22 protein-coding genes are annotated in these 23,577 nt (G+C 45.2%); 19 read left to right on the top strand and 3 right to left on the bottom strand.

All coding sequences use genetic code 11. The annotated features are described in order from the left end of the window. Window position 1 precedes the first annotated feature (1 nt). From QZ371_RS02240 to QZ371_RS02170, 15 genes are all read left to right on the top strand, one after another. Window positions 2-3,463, top strand: a complete 3,462-nt coding sequence (locus tag QZ371_RS02240; protein WP_295208505.1) for a DNA polymerase III subunit alpha — start codon at window positions 2-4, stop codon at window positions 3,461-3,463. 10 nt (window positions 3,464-3,473) lie between these two features. Next, a complete protein-coding gene (locus tag QZ371_RS02235; RefSeq protein WP_295208502.1) occupies window positions 3,474-3,641 on the top strand; it encodes a hypothetical protein in 168 nt (55 codons plus the stop codon). Between the two features lie 105 nt (window positions 3,642-3,746). Further along, the gene (locus QZ371_RS02230; RefSeq protein ID WP_295208499.1) at window positions 3,747-5,033 is read left to right on the top strand and encodes an insulinase family protein; all 1,287 of its coding nucleotides are present in this window, start codon (window positions 3,747-3,749) and stop codon (window positions 5,031-5,033) included. Continuing rightward, window positions 5,026-6,297: a pitrilysin family protein gene (locus QZ371_RS02225; protein ID WP_295208496.1), complete on the top strand. Its 1,272-nt coding sequence runs from the start codon at window positions 5,026-5,028 to the stop codon at window positions 6,295-6,297. The genes QZ371_RS02230 and QZ371_RS02225 overlap by 8 nt, the downstream gene beginning before the upstream one ends. A 52-nt stretch (window positions 6,298-6,349) precedes the next feature. Further along, complete coding sequence (gene lgt / locus QZ371_RS02220; RefSeq protein ID WP_295208493.1) at window positions 6,350-7,603, top strand: prolipoprotein diacylglyceryl transferase; 1,254 nt, start codon at window positions 6,350-6,352, stop codon at window positions 7,601-7,603. Further along, the gene (gene folD / locus QZ371_RS02215; protein WP_295208490.1) at window positions 7,604-8,458 is read left to right on the top strand and encodes a bifunctional methylenetetrahydrofolate dehydrogenase/methenyltetrahydrofolate cyclohydrolase FolD; all 855 of its coding nucleotides are present in this window, start codon (window positions 7,604-7,606) and stop codon (window positions 8,456-8,458) included. Window positions 8,459-8,628: 170 nt separating this feature from the next. After that, window positions 8,629-8,895: a 30S ribosomal protein S15 gene (gene rpsO / locus QZ371_RS02210; protein WP_022286742.1), complete on the top strand. Its 267-nt coding sequence runs from the start codon at window positions 8,629-8,631 to the stop codon at window positions 8,893-8,895. A 169-nt stretch (window positions 8,896-9,064) separates the two neighbouring features. Next, a complete protein-coding gene (locus QZ371_RS02205; protein WP_295208487.1) occupies window positions 9,065-11,179 on the top strand; it encodes a polyribonucleotide nucleotidyltransferase in 2,115 nt (704 codons plus the stop codon). A 104-nt stretch (window positions 11,180-11,283) separates the two neighbouring features. Continuing rightward, complete coding sequence (locus QZ371_RS02200; protein ID WP_295208484.1) at window positions 11,284-11,982, top strand: hypothetical protein; 699 nt, start codon at window positions 11,284-11,286, stop codon at window positions 11,980-11,982. Window positions 11,983-12,075: 93 nt separating this feature from the next. Further along, window positions 12,076-12,867 carry a zinc ribbon domain-containing protein gene (locus tag QZ371_RS02195; RefSeq protein ID WP_295208481.1) on the top strand — a complete coding sequence of 264 codons (792 nt, stop codon included), beginning with the start codon at window positions 12,076-12,078 and terminating at the stop codon, window positions 12,865-12,867. 134 nt (window positions 12,868-13,001) lie between these two features. Next, a complete protein-coding gene (locus QZ371_RS02190) occupies window positions 13,002-13,349 on the top strand; it encodes a hypothetical protein (protein WP_295208478.1) in 348 nt (115 codons plus the stop codon). A 22-nt stretch (window positions 13,350-13,371) separates the two neighbouring features. Further along, on the top strand, window positions 13,372-15,618 hold the full coding sequence (locus tag QZ371_RS02185; protein WP_295208471.1) for an ATP-dependent RecD-like DNA helicase: 2,247 nt from the start codon (window positions 13,372-13,374) through the stop codon (window positions 15,616-15,618). Further along, window positions 15,593-16,297: a double zinc ribbon domain-containing protein gene (locus tag QZ371_RS02180; RefSeq protein ID WP_295208464.1), complete on the top strand. Its 705-nt coding sequence runs from the start codon at window positions 15,593-15,595 to the stop codon at window positions 16,295-16,297. The genes QZ371_RS02185 and QZ371_RS02180 overlap by 26 nt, the downstream gene beginning before the upstream one ends. Window positions 16,298-16,354: 57 nt before the next feature. Next, window positions 16,355-16,549: a hypothetical protein gene (locus QZ371_RS02175; protein WP_295208459.1), complete on the top strand. Its 195-nt coding sequence runs from the start codon at window positions 16,355-16,357 to the stop codon at window positions 16,547-16,549. Further along, window positions 16,539-16,796, top strand: a complete 258-nt coding sequence (locus QZ371_RS02170; RefSeq protein ID WP_295208455.1) for a hypothetical protein — start codon at window positions 16,539-16,541, stop codon at window positions 16,794-16,796. Before QZ371_RS02175 ends, QZ371_RS02170 begins: the two co-directional genes overlap by 11 nt. 45 nt (window positions 16,797-16,841) lie before the next feature. On the opposite strand, the gene QZ371_RS02165 is transcribed toward QZ371_RS02170, so the two are convergent. Continuing rightward, window positions 16,842-17,642: a mechanosensitive ion channel domain-containing protein gene (locus QZ371_RS02165; protein ID WP_295208448.1), complete on the bottom strand. Its 801-nt coding sequence runs from the start codon at window positions 17,640-17,642 to the stop codon at window positions 16,842-16,844. 277 nt (window positions 17,643-17,919) lie between these two features. Between QZ371_RS02165 and QZ371_RS02160 the strand changes: the two genes are divergently transcribed. The 4 genes from QZ371_RS02160 to rpe all read left to right on the top strand — a co-directional run bounded on the left by QZ371_RS02160 (window position 17,920) and on the right by rpe (window position 21,029). Then, the gene (locus tag QZ371_RS02160) at window positions 17,920-18,375 is read left to right on the top strand and encodes an OadG family transporter subunit (protein ID WP_295208440.1); all 456 of its coding nucleotides are present in this window, start codon (window positions 17,920-17,922) and stop codon (window positions 18,373-18,375) included. A gap of 32 nt (window positions 18,376-18,407) precedes the next feature. Continuing rightward, window positions 18,408-19,631 (top strand): sodium ion-translocating decarboxylase subunit beta, encoded by a 1,224-nt coding sequence (locus tag QZ371_RS02155; protein ID WP_295208437.1) that lies wholly within the window; start codon window positions 18,408-18,410, stop codon window positions 19,629-19,631. Between the two features lie 74 nt (window positions 19,632-19,705). Next, window positions 19,706-20,290, top strand: a complete 585-nt coding sequence (gene yfbR / locus QZ371_RS02150) for a 5'-deoxynucleotidase (protein WP_295208434.1) — start codon at window positions 19,706-19,708, stop codon at window positions 20,288-20,290. Window positions 20,291-20,375: 85 nt separating this feature from the next. Beyond that, window positions 20,376-21,029 carry a ribulose-phosphate 3-epimerase gene (gene rpe, locus QZ371_RS02145; RefSeq protein WP_295208431.1) on the top strand — a complete coding sequence of 218 codons (654 nt, stop codon included), beginning with the start codon at window positions 20,376-20,378 and terminating at the stop codon, window positions 21,027-21,029. Here rpe and QZ371_RS02140 read toward each other — a convergent pair. Then, a complete protein-coding gene (locus tag QZ371_RS02140; RefSeq protein WP_295208428.1) occupies window positions 21,012-21,551 on the bottom strand; it encodes an adaptor protein MecA in 540 nt (179 codons plus the stop codon). The genes rpe and QZ371_RS02140 overlap by 18 nt on opposite strands. A gap of 73 nt (window positions 21,552-21,624) precedes the next feature. Continuing rightward, the gene (locus QZ371_RS02135; protein WP_295208425.1) at window positions 21,625-23,574 is read right to left on the bottom strand and encodes an ABC-F family ATP-binding cassette domain-containing protein; all 1,950 of its coding nucleotides are present in this window, start codon (window positions 23,572-23,574) and stop codon (window positions 21,625-21,627) included. Window positions 23,575-23,577 lie beyond the last annotated feature (3 nt).

Below are 23,577 nucleotides of genomic sequence, written 5' to 3'. Positions count from 1 at the left end.
TATGCCAGATTTTGTACACCTTCATTTGCATAGTGAATATTCGCTCCTTGACGGCGCTTGCCGTATCAAGGAGCTTGTTTTGCGTGTGAAAGAGCTGGGTCAAAAGGCCGTTGCCGTCACAGATCACGGAAATATGTTTGCGGCGGTGGAGTTTTACAATGAGTGCGTTGCCCAGGGCATAAAGCCCATAATCGGCTGCGAGGTGTACGTTGCGCCGAGGACACTCTTTGACAAAGTGGCAAAGATAGACACTTCGCCTTATCATCTTGTGCTGCTTTGCGAGAACAATGAGGGATATCAGAATTTGATAAAGCTTGTTTCCCTTGCATATATCGACGGTTTTTACAATCGTCCGAGAGTTGACGTTGAACTGCTGAAAAAATATCACAAGGGGCTTATCTGCCTGTCCGCTTGTCTTGCAGGCGAGATACCGAGAAAGCTGACAAATGGCAATTATGAGGGTGCGAAAGAAACGGCGCTACTTTATCGTGATATTTTCGGCGAGGGCAATTATTTTATCGAGCTGCAAAATCACAAGTTTGCCGAGCAGCAGAAAATTTTGCCTCTGCTTGTAAAGCTTTCACGAGAGACTGGCATACCGATGGTGTGCACGAACGACGCCCACTATCTGAAACGTGAGGACGCCAATGCTCAGCGAATCCTTATGTGCATTTCAACGGCGACCACAGTTGACGACCCCAGCAAGCTTGAATTTCCAACCGACGAATTTTATGTGAAGTCCGCCGATGAAATGGCTGAGCTTTTTTCGGCACAACCAGAATCGCTTGTGAACACGGTCAAGATCGCCGAGCGCTGCAACGTTACCTTTGAATTTGGCAACACAAAGCTTCCGTATTTCCATATTGACGGCGTTGATGATAACGAAAAATATCTTCGTGATATGTGCCTTAAAGGCTTGTATAAACGATATGAAAAGCCCAGCAAGGAAGCGTTCGAGAGAATGGAATATGAGCTTGACGTTATCACCAAAATGGGTTATACGGATTATTACCTCATTGTGTGGGATTTTGTTCACTATGCGAAATCTCAGGGCATACCTGTTGGCTGCGGACGAGGTTCGGGCGCAGGAAGCCTTTGCGCATACTGCATAGGCATAACGGGTATCGACCCGCTGAAATATAATCTGCTCTTTGAGCGTTTCCTCAATCCCGAAAGAGTTTCAATGCCCGACTTTGATATCGACTTTTGTATGGAGGGCAGACAGCGTGTTATAGATTATGTTGTGAACAAATACGGCTCTGACCACGTTGCGCAGATAGCGACTTTCGGCACGCTTGCCGCAAAGCAGGCCGTCCGTGACGTCGCAAGGGCAATGGGTCTGCCTTATCAGACTGGTGATATGCTGGCTAAAAAGATACCTAGAGGATATCCGCTTGCATACACTATCGAAAATATTCCCGAGGTCAAAGAGCTTTACCACGGCAATGCCAAGATACACGAGCTTCTTGACACGGCGATAAAGGTCGAGGGTATGCCGAGAAATGTTTCCACCCACGCCGCCGGCGTCGTTATCACCAAAGACCCTGTTGACCATTATGTGCCGCTTTATGCCCGTGACGGTCAGATATCGACGCAATATACAATGACCGTGCTTGAGCGGCTTGGACTTTTGAAAATAGACTTTTTGGGTCTGCGAAATCTGACTATCATAAATCATTGCAGACTTCAGATTTTGAAAAAGCACCCCGATTTTGACCTTGAGAATATACCCCTTGACGATAAGGCGGTATATGAAATGTTCTCACAGGGCAAGACCGAGGGCGTGTTCCAGTTTGAAAGCGCAGGAATGACTGCAACAGTTATGAAACTGCGACCTGAGCGTATCGAGGATCTTATTGCGGTGATCTCTCTTTACCGCCCGGGTCCTATGGACTCAATACCGACCTATATAAGAAACAGGCACAACCCTAAGCTTATCACCTACAAGCACCCCTTGCTCAAGAGCATACTTGAAGTCACCTATGGCTGTATCGTTTATCAAGAGCAGGTAATGCAGATATTCCGAACCCTTGCAGGCTATTCATACGGCAGAGCGGATATCGTCCGCCGAGCAATGGCTAAGAAGAAAGCAAGCGTCCTCGAAAATGAGCGTAAAGCTTTTATCTATGGTGAAGAGGGTCAATGCTGTGGAGCTGTTGCAAACGGCGTTTCACCGCAGGTTGCGAACGAGATATTCGACGAAATGACTTCCTTTGCAAGCTATGCTTTCAATAAATCCCACGCCGCCGCTTATGCAACTATCGCATATCAAACTGCTTATCTAAAGTGCCACTATTATAAGGAATATATGTCGGCGCTGATGACCATAACGCTGCTTGAAAGCACGGACAAGCTTTTTGGCTATATCGCTGACGTTTCCAAAAACGGCGTTAAGATATTGCCGCTGGACATAAATAAGAGCGGACGTAGATTTGTATCAGAAGAAAACGGCATACGCTTTGCGCTCCTTGCGGTCAAGTCTTTAGGTGAGGCCGCTATCGACAGGCTTATTTCTGAGCGAAAAGCTCACGGCGATTTTAAATCTTTGCAGGATTTCTGTACAAGGCTTTCGGGAAGAGATATGCACCAGCGGACTGTTGAAGCGCTTATAAAAAGCGGCGCTTTCGATTGTTTTGGCTATACACGAAAGGAGCTTATGACTGCCTGCGAGGGCATTGTAAAGTCAGTTGTGCAGGCTGAAAACAACGTTATGGAAGGTCAGCTTGACCTCTTCGGCGGTGGAACGGACAACCCTGCAATGGAGAAAGAGATCGTCCGCTGCGGCGAATATGACCAGGGACAGCTTCTTGAATTTGAGCACGAAGCCCTTGGAATGTATATCTCCGCCCACCCTATCGACCGCTTTGAAAGCATTCTGACGGCTTCAAAGTGCTATACCTCGAAGCAGATAATCAGCGGCAGCGAAGAGGGTTCGACCAAAGACAAACGCTTTGCCGACGGCGCAGAGATAGGCTATGCAGGAATGGTGACCCACAAGAAAATGCTAAAGACTAAAAAAGGCGATATAATGTGCTTTGTACAGCTGGAAGATAAGTACGGAAGCCTTGAAGTTGTGGTGTTTCCGTCTGTCTATGCCGTCACAAGCGGCACTATAAGAGATAGAGCTGTCCTGTATGTCAAGGGCAAGATATCCTGCAAAGAGGACGAGAACCCGAAGATACTTGTCGATATACTCGAGCCTGCCGAACGTTTTTGCCAGCTTCAGCTAAAGAAAAATATATGCGTTCGGCTCAGTTCGAGAGACGAACAGGGCATTGCTAGGGTTAAAAATATTGCGCTGCGTTATGCTGACGGACAATTTGAAAACAAGCTCAATATTTATTTTGAGGATATGCGGAAAATGACAGAACTTAAAGCCGTGCCGAGAGTAAAAATGTGCAGCGAACTTATCGAAGAGCTGCAAAAGGCTGTCGGCGATCAGAACACGGCTTTTATGAAATAAGGAGAAAACTATGGAACCGAGAACATATAAAGTAACAAAGATCGACGGCGATTACGCCCACCTTCTGAACGTTGACAGCGGCGAGGAGCTTTTAATGGCAAGAGCACTTATTCCCGAGGAATCTGATGAGGGCACAATGCTCCATTGGGAAAATTTCGTTTATACCGTTATTGAATGACCAATTATGAAAATCTTGTGAAAAGTATAGAATTTTGCGCCGATATGTGATATACTATAATAATGTCGCACTAAAGCGACAACAAAAATATAAAGGAGAAATGCAATGTCTGTTTTATATAGCAGGGAAGACCTTGGAAAGGGTATTTCTCTTACTAAAATATATGATAAAAAATTCAAGAACAACTGCGTGAAGATCGTGTTTGTGACCCCTCTTGGACAGAAAACAGCCTGCGTGAATGCAATGCTTATGACGCTGCTAGTTACTTCAAACAGGATCGTGCCTTCAAGGACGGCACTGACCACAAAGCTCACAGGGCTTTATGGTTCAAGTATCGGCACAAATTGTGGCACTATCGGCGATTATCAGACTATCGGTCTGTCCGCAAGCTTCATCGGCGATGATTACACTATCGACGGCGAGGAGATATCTACACAGGTGGTGGGACAGCTTCTTAACTGTCTTTTCGACCCTGACCTTGCGGACGGCGAATTCAAGCCGAAGTATTTTGATATCAGAAAACAGGAGCTTCTTGACGCTATCGCCGCAATGGTGAACGACAAGAGAGGTTATGCTATCGTGCAGGCGAAAAAGCTTATATTTGAGGGTGAGCCGGCGGCTGTTTCAACTATCGGCACGACTGAGCTTGCTGAAAGTATCACTCAGGCTGACTTGTTGGCACAATACCAAAAGCTTATCGAAAGCGCAAAGATAGAGATAACCATAGTCGGTGGTGGAAATACACAAGCCGTTGAGAAAATGATAAAGGACAAGCTTTCGGCTATCACGAGAAAGGACTATATCTCATCAGTCGAGTACAGACACAATTCACCTGCTAAGCCACAGGTCAAGACAAAAGAGCTTCCTATGCAGGTCAATCAGAGCAAAATGGTTATGGCGTTCAAGTCTGATTACGAGGATATCTATGTTGCAAAGCTGTTTTGTATGCTTCTTGGCGCAACGCCTTTCTCAAAGCTTTTCACCAATGTGAGAGAAAAGCTTTCGCTCTGTTATTATTGTGCGGCGGCGTATGCTGACCGAAAGGGTACGATGATGATAGACAGCGGCGTTGAAGCTGCCAATATCGAAAAGGCGCAGAAAGCCATTTTGGAGCAGCTTGAAGCCCTTTGCAACGGCGACTTCACAGATGACGAGCTTGCCAACACAAAGAAATATCTTTGCGGCGGATTCAAGTCAAATTACGATTCCATATATGACATTATGGGCTGGTATGCCGCACAGAACACCCGTGGTACAGCATTCACCCCAGAGGAGATAAACCAGCGTGTTATGACTATCACCCGTGAGCAGATAATCGAGTGCGCAAAGTCATTCAAGCTCGACACGATATTTGTTATAAGAGCAAAGGCTAAGGAGGGCAGCGATGAATAAGGAAATAATCAAAAGCAGCCGTCTTGGCGAAAGTTATACAGTCGTTCATCACCCGTCGGGACTTGATGTTCTTATATGGGAAATGGAGGGCTTCACTACAACGGAAGCAGTCTTTGCCACGAAATATGGCTCAGTAAACAACTGCTTCAAGACAAAGGACAGAGATGATTTCATAACCGTTCCCGAAGGCATTGCACATTTTCTTGAGCACAAGCTTTTTGAGAACGAGGACACGGACGTTTTTGATCTTTATGCAAAAACAGGTGCAAATGCCAACGCCTACACTTCATTTGATGAAACAGCATATATTTTTAGCTGTTCAGAGAACTGGGAGGACTCCCTTGAGATTCTTCTTGATTTCGTTCAGAAGCCATATTTCACGGAGCAGTCAGTCCATAAAGAACTCGGCATAATCGGGCAGGAGATCAAAATGTGCTCAGATTCTCCCGAAAGACAATGCTTCTATAATCTGCTGAGGGCGATGTATGTAAATCACCCTATCAAGATAGATATTGCGGGCACGGTTGAATCTATCGCCGAGATAACTCCCGAGCTTTTGTATCAATGTTATCACACATTCTATAATCTCCACAATATGGTGCTTGCTATTGCAGGCAACGTTGACGAGGACAAAGTAATAGAAATTTGCGACAGAATGTTGAAGCCTTGCGATGATCTGCAGATAGAGACAAAGCTCCCCGATGAACCCGAAGAAGTGGCACAGAAGGAGATAAGACAAAGCTTTCCTGTCGGCAATCCGCTTTTCAATATCGGCTTCAAGTGCAAGCCATATGAGGGCAGAGAGCTTTATAAAATGGCTGACACAGCCTCAGTCGTGCTGCATATGCTCATAGGTTCATCATCGCCGCTCTATAAGCAGCTTTTTGATGACGGTCTTATCAATTCGCAGTTCGGCGTTGAGGTATTCACAAGCGTTGGCGTTTTTGCGCCGATGATCTCGGGCGAATCTCACGACCCTATGGAGCTTTACAAGCGTTTTCTTGCTGAGATCGACAGAGTAAAAGCAGAGGGCTTTGACAAGGAGCTTTTTGCAAACGAAAAGCGTTCAATGTACGGCGATATCGTAAGGGGCAGCAACAACCCCGAGCGTGCTGTCGACATTTTGTCAGAAAGCTATCTTGAGGGCGCTGACGCATTCTGCGAATCTGAAATACTTGCACAAATGACGATAGAGGATTGTCAGAAAGTTCTCGAGCTTCTCTTTGATAAGGACAAAGCTGCGATCTCCATAATTGACAACTGATCGCAGTATTATATAGCCCCAGCGGCAGCGGGTCATCGACCCGAGGAAAGGAATGGTCACATTTATGATAGGCACACAGCTTTTTGCCGATTCAACGGCAAATGACGTCATAAGGGAAAAGCTGCTGACAAACCCTGACAAGGTTTATTTCCCGAATTTCGGCAGCGGCGACAACATACTCAAAGAGGGCATTTCTATCGACAGAGTTCTCTTTACTATCCCCGGCACAGATTTCAAGATATACTGGTACGGTTTTCTTATCACAATAGGGATACTTCTCGCAATGATCTATGGTTTCAGACGTATGAAGTCTGTTGGTATCGATCCCGACAGAGCCACCGATGCAGTTATCGGCGGACTTATCGGCGCTATTTTCGGCGCAAGACTTTATTATATCGTATTTAACACAGAGGGTATGAAAGTCTCGGAATTTTTCAATATCCGTGACGGCGGCCTTGCAATATACGGCGGACTTATCGGTGCAATACTTGTGGGCGGCATAATCGCTAAAATACGCAAGCTAAAGCTCACAGCTCTTCTTGACGTTGTTGCGCCTTGCTTCCTTATCGGTCAATGTATCGGCCGTTGGGGCAACTTCTTCAACCAAGAAGCTTTCGGCGCAAACACAAAGCTCCCTTGGGGTATGATGAGCAACACAACTATGACTTTCATCTCCAACCACTATGACGATCTCGGCGGACAGGTATCGGCGCTTGAACCTATCCACCCTTGCTTCCTCTATGAGTCTATTTGGTGTCTCATCGGATTTATTATCCTGCACCTGTACTTAAAGCACCGCAAGTTTGACGGCGAAGTTTTCCTTATGTACACAGGCTGGTATGGCCTCGGAAGATTTTTCTTCGAAGGCCTCAGAACTGACTCGCTCTATCTTGGCAACATAAGAGTTTCACAGCTCGTTGCAGGCACTTGCGTGCTGGCTTCTGTTGTACTTATCATCGTGTTCAGAGGTATCATTAAGAGAAACGGCGATTACAAGCTTTATGTTGATACAGAGCTTTCAAAGGCTCAGCTTGAACAGTACAACAGCTATAACGAAGTTCAGAAAGAGAAGAAAGAGCTCAAGCACAAAATAAAGGAAGCAAAGGATAAGGGCGAAAGTTTTATCGAGCTTCAGAAAGAATATGACGAAAAGTTCGGCAAAAAGGCTCAGAATGAGAAGCTTAAAGAAGCCGAAGAGAAAGATAAGTCTGCCGAAGCAGAGGACGATTATAAGTCAATACTCGGCGATGAAGGCGACGAGGAAAAGTCAGCTAACAGCGAAGCAGACAGTAAGGAGGAAGAATAAATGGGACAGATCATTGACGGAAAGGCAGTATCTGCACAGGTAAAGGAAAGAATTAGAGTTGAAGTTGAAGAGCTTAAAAAGCAGGGCGTTGAGATCGGTCTTGCAGTAGTTATCGTTGGCGACGACCCAGCTTCACAGGTATATGTTAGAAACAAGGAAAAGGCTTGCGAAGTCGTTGGTATCAATTCATATAAGTATGCGCTGCCGGCTGAGACGACTGAGGAAGAGCTTCTTGCTCTCGTTGAAAAGCTCAATAATGACGACAGGGTAGACGGCATACTCGTTCAGCTGCCGCTGCCAAAGCACCTTGATGATAAGATAATCATCAACAATATCCGTCCCGACAAGGACGTTGACGCATTCCACCCTGTAAATGTCGGCAAGATCATGATAGGCGAATACAGTTATCTGCCTTGCACACCTGCTGGCGTTATGGCGCTTATCGCTTCAACAGGCACAGAGATCGCAGGCAAGGAATGTGTCGTTATCGGCAGAAGCAATATCGTCGGCAAGCCACAGGCTATGCTGCTACTCCACAAGAGCGGGACAGTAACTATCTGCCATTCAAAGACAAAGAACCTCAAGGAAGTTTGCTCGAGAGCTGATATCCTTGTAGCGGCTGTCGGCAGAGCTAAGATGATAACCGCTGATTATATCAAGGAAGGCGCAGTCGTTATCGACGTTGGTATGAACAGAGATGAGAACGGCAAGCTTTGCGGCGACGTTGACTTTGAGGACTGCAAGGACAAGGCTTCTTATATCACACCAGTTCCGGGCGGCGTTGGTCCTATGACGATCGCAATGCTTATGCAGAACACTCTCACAGCAGGTAAGGAACATCACGGCATAAAGTAAATTGTAAAATATCTGTTAAGTCTATTTACATTGCAGATGAAATAATGTATAATAAATAAGTCGCAGTTTGCGGCATAACCGTGCAACAGAGTATGGGTCACGCCCGAAAGTGGGAAAGTTACCTGCCATATTCTTTTACACCGGAAATATTTTTGAAAGAGGTACGAAAAATGCTTAGAAAAGACGAAAAGACAGCTGTTATCGAAGCTAACAGAACTCACGAGACTGACACAGGTTCACCAGAGGTTCAGATCGCTATCCTTACAAAGAGAATCAGCGACCTTACAGAACATCTCAAGACACACAAGAAGGACAACCACTCAAGAAGCGGTCTGTTCAAGATGATCGGTAAGAGAAGAAACCTCCTTAACTACCTTAAGAAGAAGGATATCGAGAGATACAGAGCTACGATCGAGAAGCTTGGTATTCGTAAGTAATTATGTAAGTAACATCAAGGCAGAGGCATTTATTGCCGCTGCCTTTCGGTGTTTATTTGAACTGTTGGTGATAAGTAACTTAGCATTAAACAGAATGTATGAGATTCGTATGTCCTGTTTATTGCTAATGCTTTCACCAAACAGAAATTTCTAAAATGGAGGAAATACAATGTTTGAGAATTTCAGAACTTTTGAAACGACTTATGCAGGCAGACCTGTCGTAGTTGAAACAGGCAAGACTTGCGGACTTGCAAACGGCTCCTGCTGGGTAAGATACGGCGAAACAGTTGTAATGGCTAACGTTACAGCTTCAGCAAAGCCAAGAGAGGGCGTTGATTTTTTCCCTCTTTCCGTTGATTTTGAGGAGAAAATGTATTCAGTAGGTAAGATCCCTGGTTCTTTCACAAAGAGAGAAGGCAAGGCTTCCGATAAGGCTATCCTTGCTTCAAGATGTGTTGACAGACCTATCAGACCTCTTTTCCCGAAGGATATGAGAAATGATGTTTCTGTTGTTATGACAGTTCTTTCTGTTGATCCTGATAACTCGCCTGAGATCACAGGTATGATCGCTACGTCTATCGCACTTTCGATTTCAGATATTCCTTGGAACGGCCCAGTTGCTTCTATCAACGTAGGTTACGTTGACGGCGAGCTGGTTCTCAACCCAACACTCGAGCAGAGAGCTAAGAACAGACTTAATCTTACAGTTGCCGGCTCTGCTGAAAAGATCGTTATGATCGAAGCAGGCGCAGATCAGATCCCTGACGATCTTATGCTCAAGGCTATTATGACAGGTCACGAAGAGATCAAGAAGATGGTAGCTTTCATCAATGATATCAAGGCTCAGATCGGTAAGCCAAAGTTCGAGTTCGAGTCAATGGAAGTTGACCACGACCTCTTTGACGCTGTTGAAGCTATGGTCGGCGAGCAGGTAAAGGTAGCTCTTGATACAGACGATAAGAACGTAAGAGACGCAAGACTTCAGCCGATCATCGACGCTGTTCACGAGAAGTTCGACGAGCAATGCGAAGAGAACACAGCAGTTCTTGACGAAGTTCTTTACAAGCTTCAGAAGAAGATCGTTAGAAACTGGCTCTATGAAGGCAAGCGTGTTGACGGCAGAGGCATTGATGAGATCAGGCCTCTCGCAGCAGAAGTTGGCGTGCTTCCAAGAGTTCACGGTTCTGGTATCTTCACAAGAGGTCAAACACAGGTTATGACTATTACAACACTCGGCCCTGTTTCAGACGCTCAGAAGCTTGACGGCATTGACGAAGAGACTTCAAAGAGATATATGCACCAGTACAACTTCCCATCATACTCTGTTGGTGAGACAAGACCTTCAAGAGGCCCGGGAAGAAGAGAGATCGGCCACGGCGCACTTGCTGAAAGAGCTCTCGTTCCTGTTATCCCTTCTGTTGAAGAGTTCCCATATGCTATCAGATGTGTATCTGAAGTTCTTTCTTCAAACGGTTCAACTTCACAGGGTTCTATCTGCGGTTCAACACTTGCTCTTATGGACGCAGGCGTTCCTATCAAGGAGCCTGTTGCCGGTATCTCCTGCGGTCTTATCACTAAGGAAGACGGAAGCTGGATGACAATGGTAGACATTCAGGGACTTGAGGACTTCTACGGCGATATGGACTTTAAGGTTGGCGGTACAAAGAACGGTATCACAGCTATTCAGGTAGATATCAAGGTCGACGGTCTTACACCTGAGATCATTGCAAGCGCATTTGAAAAGACAAGAAAAGCAAGAATGTATATCCTTAATGAGATTATGCTCAAGGCTATCCCGGCTCCTCGTGCAGAGGTAAGCAAGTGGGCTCCTAAGATGCTCACAACTAAGGTTCCTGTTGATAAGATCAGAGAAGTTATCGGTTCAGGCGGAAAGGTGATTCAGAAGATTTCCGCTGAGTGCGATGTTAAGATCGACATTTCTGAGGACGGAAGCGTATTCGTTTCAGGTATCGACAAGGAGAAGGCTGAGCAGGCTATCAACATCATCAACACAATAGCCAACGATCCTGAGGTCGGCGCTATTTACAGAGGTAAGGTCGTAAAGATTATGAACTTTGGCGCATTCGTTGAGATCGCACCGGGCAAGGACGGACTTGTTCACATTTCTAAGCTTGACAAGTCAAGAGTTGAGAAGGTCGAGGACGTTGTTTCCGTTGGCGACGAGATCGTCGTTAAGGTTATGGAGATCGACGAACAGGGCAGAATCAATCTTTCAAGAAAAGACGCTCTTGCTGACATCGAAGCTAAGAAGAACGCTAAGTAATAGAATATCCAAAGCGGACGGTTTAGGCTGTCCGCTTTTTTCTTGACAAAATAATAATTGTGTGTTAAAATATCGTTAACAGTAAAATTATAGGGGGACATATTATGAAATGTACTGTTTGCGGCTGCGATATCGAGCCGAATAAAGACGTCTGTCAAAATTGCGGCACACGGCTTATTGAAATGGGCGTGAACAATGCGCCGAAAACGGAATTCGTATCGCCGAATATGACCAACACAAGAAATGAAACTGTGATACAAAAGAACCGACACATCATCGCTTTTGTATTGACGCTGATAGCTTTTGTTGCAGGTTTCGTGATATATCAGTTTCAAAGCGGTGGAACAAAGCAGTATAACATTGAGAATTTTACAGTAACGCTGCCGAAAAAGCTCTATGAGGACACCTCAGTCGGCGTCAGTCAGAGCAAGTTTGACAATTCCCAGAGCCTTTCTGTCAAATCAAGAGGCAAATATGGCAACGTCAATATGGATTTTCAGTATCTTATTTTCGATTATTCCAAAAGCACCGATGTCAGCAGCATAACAGAGGAGACTTTTCTCAAGCTTTGTGAATCTCAGCTAAGTTCCTCATTGGGCGATACATATGAGCAGATAAGTCTGCAAGGCAATAAGCTCAAATGCTCATACAATTCATCGACTGGTGCGGACGTTTATAATTACGTTGTCTGCAAGAAGTCGGGCAATGAATTCTATGTTTTTGTGTTTGGCAGCAGCTTGCTGGACAGACCTGATTATGAACATAAATTTGAAAATTGGGCTAATACTATCAGAATTTATTGATAATTTATATATTTAATATGTTAAACTATTGACAATGTGATAATTCTGTGATAATATAAATATTGTAATTAATTATATGGGGGAGTTATCATAATGAAATGTCCAATTTGCGGAAGTGTCAATAACGAGGGCGCAGCCTTCTGCGCAAACTGCGGTTCGGCGCTTAAAAGCGAGACCAGCGGCTATATGGATTCTATCGACACTTCAAATCTTAACAATAACAACGGCTTTGGCAAGCGCAACACTCAGTCTTTTAACCAGCAGCCGCAGTATCAGCAGGGTGCTCAGCCGCAAAACAACGCATATAACAATTTTGGTCAGCAGCAGTTCAACGACAGTTTTACGCCTTATGCCACGACGACTAACGTTCAGAAAAAGTCGGGCGGAAAGGCTATATTGTCTGTAGTTGTGGCAATTATTGTGTTCTGTATCGCTTTCGGCGCAAGATATTATACTCGAAATTACGCCACAAAAACTATCTCGGGCACGGGATACACGATGACTGCGCCAAATTCTATGAAGAAAAGCAGCAATACGTCTGTGTTCGCTCTTGATTCGTTCCAAAACAACGAGGTGGCGATCAACGCAGTAAAGCTTGACTATTCCGACCTTGAATATTACGGATACGGTGCAGGCGTTAAGCCGAAGGAACTTTTTGACTTCATAATGGCAAATTCCACAAATACCAATATGAATATTGTTCGTTCTGACGATAATTATGTTTATTATACGCAGTCTGTCGGCGGCAAGAATTACTATGGTATGAGCGCTATCAAAGAGGGCAACGGCGGATATTATGTGTTCGATTTTCTCTGCGAAAGGGATAATCAGTCAAAATATGAAAGCAAATTCAAAAAATGGGCTGAGTCAATTAAGATAAATTAAGATGTGAAAGCTGTCCTTATGGGGCAGCTTTTTTGTACTTGATTTTTTTCATAAAAAAGTGTAAAATATAATAGTAATAACAAATTTATCGCTTCTCACATAGAATAATGCAGAATTATTCGGAGGTGATGAGCGTGCTTAATTTAATACTTATCCTGTCTGTCGTTTTGGTGATAATAATTGCGGTCATCGTGCGTATACAGATGAACGAGAAGATACAGCCACGGCAGGGCTATATTCTGATACCCTGCGTTTCGGGAATGACAGACCTTGAGCGGATAGTGAAAAGCTATTATTGGGAGGAATTTTTTCAGCCCGAGCATTACGGACGTGATATCATATTAGTCCAGCTCGACAAAAGCGAAATAAATTTCACCGCAAAACGGCTCGAACAGGATTACAGCATTGTTCACAGCGTTGATATTACCGAACTTGCGGACTTTATCAAGCGCCGAGAGCTAAAATGCTACGGAAAATTGTAAATTAATTATTTTGGAGATAGAAATGGAAAAGTTGGAGACATTAAAAGGCGAGGTAGACAGCATAGTTTTCAAAAGCGATGACACGGGCTTTTGCGTCCTTATGCTCAATTGCGATAACGACCTTGTGACAGTTGTGGGCGAAATGGGCGACGTTGAAGAGGGCGAAGATCTTGTTGTAACAGGGGAGTTTATGTCTCATCAAAAGTTCGGCGAGCAGTTCAAAGTCCATATGTTTGAGCGTTCGCTGCCTACCTCTGCCGCCGCTATCCAGCGCTATCTTGCAGGGGGTGCGATATCGGGTATCGGACCGATACTTGCGAAAAGAATGGTCTCAAAATTCGGTGAGGATACACTTGATATCATTGAGAACCACCCCGACAAGCTCCTTGAGATCGAGGGCATAACAAAGAAAAAGGCCGACAAAATGTCTCAGGAGTTCAAAACGACCTTTGCTTCACGTTCTCTTATGACATATCTTGGCAAGTACGAGATAGAAACGGCTTTCGGAATTAAGGCGTGGAAACGCTGGGGCAACAGCGCCGAAGAGATGATAAAGGCGAACCCTTACGTTATGTGTATCCCAGGTATTGACCTTTCATTCTCAAAGGCTGACGCTATGGCGGCGAAAAGTGATATCCCTGCTGACAATGAAAACCGCATAAAAGCTGGAATTTCCTGCGTTTTAAGGCAAAATGCAGACGCAGGTCATACCTGTCTGCCGCTTGATATGCTGCTTAAATTGACGGCCGGTTTTCTTGGTGTTGAGGATAAGCTGATACAAAATGTCATCGACGATGAGGTCAACGAAGAGAACCTTTATTATTACAAAAAGCAGGGCAGACAGTTCGTTATGCTGGCGGATTATTACAGGGCTGAGGATTACATCGCACGCCGTCTTGCCATAATGCGGCAGATTTCGTACGATAACAAGATAGATTTTTCACCTGTTATCGACCTTGAAGAGGAAAATAACGGCATAAAATACGAAACTATCCAGCGTGAGGCTATAAATCTTGCGCTGTCAAAAGGCTTTCTTGTGCTGACGGGTGGCCCTGGTACAGGTAAGACCACCACGCTCAATGCCATTATCTCCCTTTATCAGCAGCAAGGACTCAACGTTATGATCTGCGCACCGACTGGCAGAGCCGCAAAGCGACTTTCTGATCTGACTGGCTATGACGCAAAGACTATCCACCGCCTGCTTGAAGTCAAATTTTCCAGCGGCGATACCCTTTCATTCGTGCATAATGAAAACAATCTGCTTGATTGCGACGCACTTATAATCGACGAAATGTCAATGGTGGATTCTTGCTTGTTTGAAGCCGTCCTCCGTGCAATAAGCGTTACCTGCAAGCTAGTTCTCGTGGGCGACAGCGACCAGCTGCCCTCAGTTGGTGCAGGAAACGTGCTCAAGGATATTATTGACAGCGGTGTGATGTCGGTCGTTACGCTGAAAGAGATCTTCCGCCAAGCGCAGGAATCCGAGATCGTAATGAATGCACACAAGATCGTCAGCGGCGAGCATATCGACCTCACCAGCAAGGACAAGGACTTTTTCTTTTTCCAGCGGCTGAAATTCGCCGAACTTCAAGACCTTGTGGTTGACCTGTGCAAAACACGTCTGCCAAACGCTTACAATTATTCGCCGGTTGAGGATATCCAAGTGCTTTCGCCAACAAGAAAGGGTCCTGCTGGAGTTGTTGAGCTCAACAAACGCTTGCAGCAGGAGCTTAATCCACCAGCGGCAGGAAAGTCAGAGGTCAAAACGCCTGTTTACACATTCCGCAAGGGTGACAAGGTTATGCAGACGAAAAACGATTATGAGATATTATGGAAAAAGATACTCGCCGATGACAAGACCGAAAGCGGCGCAGGCATTTTTAACGGCGATATCGGTATAATAATCGGCGTGAATAAGATTCTCAAAACTGTAACTATCGACTTTGAGGACAGAGTTGCGGTGTATAATCAGCAAATGCTGGATAATCTCGAGCTTGCATATGCGGTTACAGTACATAAAAGTCAAGGCTCTGAATTTGATGTCGTGATTCTGACAGTATTCGGCGGATTCGATAAACTTTACTATCGAAATCTGCTTTATACCGCCGTGACAAGGGCGAAAAAGCTGCTTATAATCGTGGGTTCAAAGAACAGAGTTGATTTTATGATCGACAACAACCGCCGAAATCTACGTTACACGGCGCTGAAAAATATGCTTATGGAGCTTGTGGAGGGCGATGATATTGGTCAGCAATCGTTTGATCTATAAATTTCTCATTGATCTTGTCTATCCAAACCGTTGCTCGGTCTGCGGAAAACTGATACAATGGGACAAGCTTGTTTGCGATGATTGCGAGAAAGACCTGCCATTCAATAATGCCGACCTTTGCGAGATATGCGGCAAGGATAGGTGTATCGACCATAGATCGCTGCAATTTGACAGCATTGTGACCTTAATGCGCTATGAAGGAAGCGGTAAAGAGGCGATCTTGAATCTAAAGAATAACAAGCAGTTGGGCTTTGCAGAGTATTCAGCTCAGAAACTTGCTGAAATAATTGCAAGCAAGCCTTGGTTTGCCGATATCGACATCATCACAGCCGTGCCAATGCACATAACGAAAATTCGCACTAGGGGTTATAATCAAGCGCAGAAGATAGCGCAATTTCTTGCGAAGAATTTACACTTGCAGGAAAATTACAAGCTTATCTGCCGAACATCTGATACGGCGGAACAACATTCACTGAAAGCCAAAGAGCGTAAAGAATTTGCAGACAGGGTGTTTTATCCCAGCACAAGGCATATTGATATCAAAAGCAAAAATATCTTGCTTTGCGACGATATCTACACGACGGGTTCGACCCTTAACAGTTGTGCTAAAATTTTGAAAGAGCGGGGCGCTGAAAAAGTTTATTGTGCGGCCATTGCGACAACGCTTTATAAAGAATAAACTGCATAACTTCGGGCATAATATAGCTGAAAATATTTCGCCCGAGGAGTGAATTTTATGGTAACACAGCAGGAATTTTCAGCGATAAAATGCCTTGTTGAGACTGAAAAACAGCTTATAATCCGCTTTGAACATTATATCCGCCACGCCAACGAGCCCCAGCTTCGTGAGGACTTGCAGAAGTTCACAGCTTCGCTTGAAAATCAGAAAGCAAATCTTGTCAATTGTCTGGAGGATAATAATGATAACTGATATGAGCATAATTTATGAAGCGCGTCACATCATCAAAGCTTCCGCAAAGGAATTTTGCAGCGTGTATAACGAAATGTGCGGCAGCGATTTTTCTGAGCCGATAAAAAGCGCCTTGGACGGTCAGCTCCGCATTGCCGAGAAGCTTGAAAGCCTTGAAAAGACTTACTGCACAGGGGTCAAGAAGCCCATTGCTGACAACGTTGAGGTCAATCGGTATATCTATTCAAACGGCTATGAGCAAAACTAAAATAAAAAGGGCAGAGCGGTCACATTGATCGTTCTGCCTTTTTTGCTACTTATTTGAAATATGAACATCGAGCTGGTCGAACGGGATAGTAATGCCGCCTGCGTCAAAACGCTCTTTTGATTCACGCAGGAATTTGTAGCGGATATCCCAGTAATCAGCCGTCGGCACCCACACACGCATTATCAGCACAATAGCGCTTGCACCGTGTTCGTGGATTGCCACCAGCGGTGGGTCGGGTTCGTTCATCGTTCTCGGCTCGTCGGCTATCATCTGCCGCAGAATTTCCATAGCCTTGTTATGGTCGTCGTCATAGCTGATAGAGAATTTAAGCTCCAGCCGCCTTTTGTCGTCCGAGGTTATGTTAATGATTGTGGATTGCGAAACAACGCCGTTTGGGATAAAGATTATCTTGTTTTCCACAGTTTTCATTGTGGTGTAAAGTATGGAAATTGCGTCAACAAAGCCTTCGTTATCGCCAATTTTTATGTAATCGCCGCACTTAAAAGGCTTTGCGAAGAGGATAATAAATCCGCCTGCAACGTTTGAAAGGCTGTTTTGAAGTGCAAGACCGATAGCAAGTCCTGCCGCACCGATCGTGGCGATTATCGAGGACATCGGAACTTGCAGCGCCGAAAGTGTCATAACCACAACGATTATCATTAGAATGGTATGCACCACAGACGTCAGAAATTTGTGTATAGTAACGTCCGTGTGCCGCAGGTTCAGAGCCTTGAGCATTAGGCGTATAACAACTTTTGTCAGCAATATACCAAGCAGGAATATGAGCACGGCCGCAATAAGGTGCGGCGCAAAATCGTCCAGCCAGGAAATGAATTTTTCAGCCAAAAGACCATCTCCTTTACAGTAAACACCAATGATATGAGGCGTTTATTATCTTATTATAACAGCTTGCAGGCAAAAATGCAAGCCCATTCACAAATATGTTGATATGCGCCTATCTATGTGCTTAACTCTTTGTGACATTGGTATAAATCGCAACAAAAATCGGTGTGAGATTTGAGTTAATTTTGTGAAAAAAATGTGGGAAAAGGTCTTGTAATTTTATTTGGTTTGGTGTATAATAATATTAAGTTTTATTATAGTTTCAGTAAGGAGAATTTATATGATTAATATGCTTACAAACGCTGCACAGTTCGTCGCAGCCAAGAGCACGATCCCACCTGATCAGAAAGACTTGGGCGCTGGTACAGTCGCTTCTGTCGTTATCACAGGTATCGTGGTCGTATTCATCGGACTTATCCTGCTTATTCTCTTGGTTTCGATCTACGGCAAAATTTTTGATGGTATCAATAAGAGAGCCGCAAAGAAAGCAGAAGAAGCTAAAAAAGCTGCCGAAGCTGCAAAGGTTGCCGAGGTCAAGGCCGAACCTGTCAAGGCTGCCGCACCTGTCGTTGAGGACGGTATCGAGGAAGAGACCGTTGCCGTTATTATGGCCGCTATCTCCGCAATGAGCAGTGCAGAAGGCAAGAAGCTCGTTCTTAAGAGCGTTAAAACTGCAAAGCCGCAGAGACCTGCTTGGTCAACTGCCGGCATTATCGAGAACACAAGACCATTTTGATGCAATTTGACGTGAAAGGAACGTGATAATAAATGTCAATAATCAACTCATTTCTTGATACGATGGCGTCCCTGGCGTCAGAGTCAGGATTCGCTGGCTTCCTTGTTGAAGGCGGCTGGAAAAACATTATAATGATACTTATCTCATTTGTGTTTATGTATCTTGCGATCGCAAAGGGCTTTGAGCCGCTTCTGCTTTTGCCTATCTCATTCGGTATGCTGCTGACAAATCTGCCGTATGCTGATATGTATCATCCGGATTTTTGGAACTATAAAACAGTCGGCGATAACGACCACTATATCGATTATGGTCAGATATTGCAAAAGGGCGGTCTGTTGGATATCCTGTATATTGGCGTTAAGCTCCAGCTTTATCCACCGCTTATCTTCCTTGGCATCGGCGCAATGACTGACTTCGGTCCGCTGATCGCAAGCCCTAAGAGCTTCCTTATGGGTGCTGCTGCACAGGGCGGTATCTTCTTTACTTTCATCGGCGCAGCTCTTTTCGGAATGAGCGCAGCTGAGTGTGGTTCTATCGCAATCATCGGCGGTGCTGACGGCCCTACATCTATTTATGTATCTTCAAAGCTGCTGACATCGAACAGCAACATCGGCGTTGGTACTATCGCACTTGCAGCCTATACTTATATGGCTCTTGTACCTATCATTCAGCCGCCGATAATGAAGGCTCTCACAACTAAGAAAGAGCGTTCAGTTGTAATGGGTCAGCTGAGACCTGTTTCAAAGGTAGAGAAGCTTATCTTCCCAATACTCGTTACTATCATCATTTCACTTATGGTTCCTTCCGCAGCTCCTCTGGTTGGTATGCTTATGTTCGGTAACCTCCTTAAGGAAAGCGGCGTTTGTGACAGACTTGTAAAAACAGCTCAGAACGAGCTTATGAATATCATCACTATCTTCCTCGGTATCACAGTTGGTGCAACAACTCAGGCCGACAAGATCATGAACATTCAGTTCGCAGAGGTTATGGCTCTCGGTGTTGTAGCGTTCTCACTCGGTACAGCTTGCGGCGTACTCCTCGGAAAGCTTATGTACGTTCTTTCAGGTCACAGGATCAACCCACTTATCGGTTCAGCCGGTGTATCTGCCGTTCCAATGGCTGCTCGTATCTCTCAGAAGGTCGGCCAGCAGGAAGTTCCTACGAACTACCTCCTTATGCACGCTATGGGACCAAACGTTGCAGGCGTTATCGGTTCAGCCGTTGCAGCTGGTGTACTTCTTACAATTGTAAGATAATTAAAAGAATAATATTTCGGGACGATGTTATGTCGTCCCGATTTTTGTAACTGAATGTTTTGGGAGGAAATAAAATGTCACAAAGTAAATTCTTTGCCGTTATATCCCGAATGAAATATATCAACCGCTGGGCGCTTATGCGTAACACCATTACTGAGAATATCAGCGAGCACTCGCTTGAAGTTGCCTTTATCGCACACGTTCTTGCGCTGCTTAGGAACAAACGCTTTGGCGGAAATGTTTCCCCTGAGCGCTGTGCATTGCTGGCGATGTATCACGACACGACGGAGATAATCACGGGCGATCTGCCTACGCCGATAAAGTATTACAGCCGTGAGATAAGGGGCGCTTATGATGAGATCGAGCAGAAGGCTAAAAATACGCTGATATCATATCTGCCAGACGATCTGAAAGAGGATTTTGAGCCGCTGTTTTGCAAGACCGACGAAGAGGCGGAGCTTTGGAAGCTTGTCAAGGCGGCGGACAAGCTTTCGGCACTTATTAAGTGCCTTGAGGAAAGACAAATGGGCAACAACGATTTCCTGTCTGCCGAAAAATCCACCCTAGAGTCCATTAAAAGTATGAATATTCCCGAAGCACAAGTGTTCCTTGATGAATTTATTCCAGCTTACACGTTAACCATTGATGAACAAGCTTGACATTTTGTAGGGGCTGTTGTATAATAGAAATTGAAATTATAGCAGAATATTAAATCAAGATGTTCTGCGCTATGGAGGCTAAAAAGTGGATATAATTGTTTCTGCGTCGTTGCTTGCCGGCGATTTTTGTAATCTGATGTCTGAGATCGAGCGTGCCGAAAAGGCCGGCGTTGATTGGATACACTATGACGTTATGGACGGTATGTTCGTGCGAAATATCAGCTTCGGCGAACCTGTTCTCAAAAGCATTGGCGGTAAGATAAATATTCCTATCGACACTCATCTAATGATCTGCGATCCTATCAGATATATTGACAATTACGCCGATCTCGGCTCTGATATGATAACTTTCCATTATGAGGCAGCGGACGACCCGCAAACTGTTATCGACAAGATACATTCAAGAGGTATCAAGGCAGGAATTTCCATTAAACCTGCCACGCCAGTCAGCGCAATCGAGAAATTCATCGACACGGTGGATATGGTGCTGGTTATGACGGTCAATCCCGGCTTCGGCGGACAGAAATTTATCCCTGACACTTTGGAGAAAGTCAGCCAAGTGCGTTATCTTATCGACCGTTCGGGCAGAGATATTAGGCTGCAAGTTGACGGCGGCGTAAATCTCGAGACCGCAGGCATTTTGAAACAGTCGGGCGCTGACACCCTCGTGACGGGTACATACGCTTTTAAGGCTGAGGATATGGCAGAGGCTGTAAAGCTTTTAAGAGAGTGCAAATAATTTTTCAAGCGGAGATGTGGTGATAAGCTCGCCATACTCCGCCGTTTTGTTTATAAGCACCCTGTCGGCGGAACATTCCTTGAGATACGGCTTTTTCGCAATGGTGGAATTTGCGTAATCTATACCGAAAATAAGGGCATATCCATCTGTCAAGCTGTAAAGCCTGTCATTCGTTATCCTGTTGCCGTACTCAGTTGCAAGCGCATTTGCCAAGCTTATAAGCCTAGCAGGGCAGTCGCAAATATAGCAAAGCTCAGTCAGATTTGCACGACTTTTGCTTTTCACAAAACGCAGATAAATGTTCAGCGTGCCCTTGTTGGTCTCCGCAACGTCAACTTCAACACAGCCGTCCGATATCTCGATAAGCCGAGCCTTGTGTATCATTTCAAGCAATTCCTGCAAAAAACACTCACCAAGACTGTCTCTACCGCTGAAATTTGCGAAAGAAATGCCCATTTTATCCATATCGTTCCTGTCAATACTGACCTTGACACGGTCGCTCCCCAGCTTGAATATCTCCAATAAAAACACCCCTTTGAGCACAGATACTTACTGTATCATTATACTCACAAGGGGTGTGATCTGTTCTTTGATTTTAGCCCAGCTCGTCGGATAGGGTAGCCCATTCGTCCATTTTCTCGTCAAGCGCCGTCTTTGCCTGCTCAAGCTCATTACATTTTTCGCTCATCTTGCTGTAATCAGAAGCTATCTCTGGGTCTGAAATGGCATTTTCAAGGTCGAAAATAAGCACTTCCGTGTCCTCGATCTCTTTCTCAAGCTCCTTAATGCGGTTGCGCTTTTTGGCGTCCGCCGCACGCTGTTCCTTGCTGCGATATTGCTTCTGCTTGTTCTCACGATAGGCTTGATGCTCCTGCGCCTGCTTGACCGCCGCTTCCTGCTCAGCCTTTGCTTGCGCCGCTGTATTGACCGCTTCGCTATATGCGTCAAAGTTGCCCTCATAGCAATTGACCTCATCGTGCTTGACCTCGATTATCCTGTTCGCAACCTTATTGAGCAAATATCTGTCGTGAGATACAAGAATTATCGTGCCGCCAAATTCCGCCAAAGCGTCCTCAAGGACTTCCTTTGTGTTAAGGTCAAGGTGGTTCGTCGGCTCGTCAAGTATCAGCACGTTGCCACGATTTAGCGCCATTATTGCAAAGCAAAGCTTGGCACGCTCGCCACCGCTTATTACAGATATTGGCTTGAAAACATTCTCTCCCGTGAGCAAAACTGCACCCAAAGCGCTTCGAGCCTGCTGTTCTGAAAGCCTTGGATAGCGGTTCATAATCTCATCAATGACCGTGTTGTGTGGGTTGAGAATTGCGTGTTCCTGCTCAAAATAGGATATTTTCACATTTCCGCCCCAGCTTATATTGCCGCCTTCGTGGGGTATCATACCTTGGATAAGCTTGAGAATTGAAGTCTTGCCAATGCCGTTTGCGCCAATGATAGCAGCGTGCTCGCCACGTCTAACAGACATATTCAGCGACTTGATAAGCTCTTTCTTGTCAGCACCCTCGCCAACTACCAGCGGACAGTCCACCACTTTGACGATCTCTTTCGTCGGCTCGATATCATATTCAAGCTTTATCTTAGGCGGTTTTGTAAATATAAGGGGCTTGTCGATACGCTCAATGCGGTCGAGCATATGCTGCCTTGATTTCGCCATTTTGGAGGTCGAAGCCCTCACAAGGTTCTTTGCGACGTAATCTTCCAGCTTGGCGATCTCTTTCTGCTGAGCCTCGTATTCCTTTAATTGGCGCTCAGAATTCATCTTTTTCTGCACAAGATAAGCCGAATAATCGCCACGATACGAAGTCAGCCTGCCTTGCTCTATCTCGCAGATCCTCGTGCAGACCTTGTTAAGAAAGTATCTGTCGTGGGAAACGATAAGTATTGCGCCCTTGTAACCCTTGAGATAATCTTCCAGCCACATAAGTGTCTCGAAATCAAGGTGGTTTGTCGGCTCGTCAAGTATCAGCAGATTTGGCTCTTCAAGCAGCAGCTTCGCAAGGGCAAGGCGTGTCTTTTCGCCGCCTGAAAGGGTGGATATAACACGGTCTGCTGGGGTGTTGCCAAAGCCCATACCATTGAGCACCTGCTTTATCTTCACGTCTATCCTGTAACCGTCACGGGCTTCAAAATAGGACGAAAGCTCGGCGTATTCGTGGCTTATCTCCTCGATATCCTCATTATCAGAAGCAGCCATTTCTTTTTCAAGCTTTTTCATACGCTCGAGAGTTTTCGTGAGGGGAGCGAAAGCGTTTTTCATCTCCTCGCCAATGGTCAGCTCAGAATTAAGACCGCTGTTCTGCTTCAAAAAGCCGATAGAAGCCTTGCCGGCGATATTCACCGAACCCAGCCCGTCAGAAGTCTTGTCAAAACCCTCCTCGCCTGTGATTATCCTAAGCAGGGTGGACTTTCCGCAGCCATTAACGCCGATAAGTCCCACAGCCTCACGGTCTTCGATAGTGAAGTTGATATCCTTGAGCAAAGCCTGTCCGTTAAAGTATTTATAAAGGTGTTCTACATTAAGTAACATTGA

The sequence above is a fragment of the Ruminococcus sp. genome (genome assembly GCF_019423705.1).
In the GTDB taxonomy this organism is placed as follows: domain Bacteria; phylum Bacillota; class Clostridia; order Oscillospirales; family Ruminococcaceae; genus Hominimerdicola.
Note: the sequence above shows the minus strand (reverse complement) of the source record. Positions and strands in the feature narration are given on the sequence as shown.